Source organism: Methylobacterium sp. J-077 (assembly GCF_022829365.1).
Taxonomy (GTDB): domain Bacteria; phylum Pseudomonadota; class Alphaproteobacteria; order Rhizobiales; family Beijerinckiaceae; genus Methylobacterium.
Map to the genome: position 1 here is coordinate 1 of NZ_JAKSYJ010000033.1, position 1,001 is coordinate 1,001.

The window sequence follows — 1,001 nt, forward strand, 5'->3', positions numbered from 1 at the left end:
CGACCCAACCCAGTCGCTCGGACCGCCGTCGGCGCTTCCCAAAAGCAGCCGTTCGTCAGCCCTCCGACAACTTCGGCTCGGGGTGGTTAGCGGAACTCGGCGTTAGAGCCTCCAGTGGCACTGGTGGACTCATGAGCTACACGGTCAAGTTGGCGGTCTTCCCACCCTGGAAAGCGCCTCTCCCATACGAAATCCTCGCGGAAGTATTCGCTTCTGCCTCGGACGCCGCTGAGGCTGGCGCGAAAGCGCTCGCGCCGATCACAGAGTGCGAACTCGCCAACCTAACCTCCGGCCTAAACCCGAGATCACAGAGAGCGGGCGAGGGATGGGTCACCGCCATCGACGTGCCCGAGGGAGCGGTCCACGGATACCTTATCTACGACGAGATGGGTGTCGAGGTTTTCAACTGGACGACGCTGGATGCCGCCGTGGAACGCGCAGCCAAGGGCTGATTAGGGTGTGAGCCGGCCCCTCACCGGTCTGTCCGGACATCCGTGAAAGTCTCCCGGACGCGAACCAGAATGCCCACGTCGTCCGTCTCAACCTCACACCAAGAACTGTCGATAGCCCGCAGTATCACCCAAGGCGTGCCCACTCCGTCGTAGGCAGAGAACTCGCCCCAGATGACCTGTTCAACCTGACCGAAAATCTGGCTCAACACTACACCTGAAACACGCTTCAGAGATTGGCAGAGCGCCTCAAGATGGATTGCTCCTTCGCCCGTAGCGAAGAGGGGTTCGTTAAAGCGGGCAACCCCGGCAACCTGCCATGATGCCCGGATCGCACGCTCGCCTAGCATCGGCAGCACGAGGCGAGGATCGACTACAGCGGCGTGCTGCGGCTCAAGGTCATGAATTTGTATGGTCGGCATCGTCCAGCCCCCCGCGTGGGGCCATCCTGGCATCGTGCTGAGCGTCTGCAATGAGTCGGGACCGGGTGCAACGACGGTGTCCGCTTCCGCCAACTATCGCCCAAAAGCGGACCGTCGCGAAACCACCCAT

2 protein-coding genes are annotated in these 1,001 nt (G+C 61.8%); one reads left to right on the forward strand and one right to left on the reverse strand.

Annotated features, from left to right (window positions below):
• Positions 1-131: 131 nt before the first annotated feature.
• Entirely contained in the window at positions 132-452 is a 321-nt protein-coding gene (locus MKL11_RS01370) for a hypothetical protein (RefSeq protein WP_243939584.1), read from the forward strand.
• A gap of 20 nt (positions 453-472) precedes the next feature.
• Here MKL11_RS01370 and MKL11_RS01375 read toward each other — a convergent pair whose 3' ends face one another.
• Positions 473-871 carry a hypothetical protein gene (locus MKL11_RS01375; RefSeq protein ID WP_243939587.1) on the reverse strand — a complete coding sequence of 133 codons (399 nt, stop codon included), beginning with the start codon at positions 869-871 and terminating at the stop codon, positions 473-475.
• Between the last annotated feature and the right edge of the window lie 130 nt (positions 872-1,001).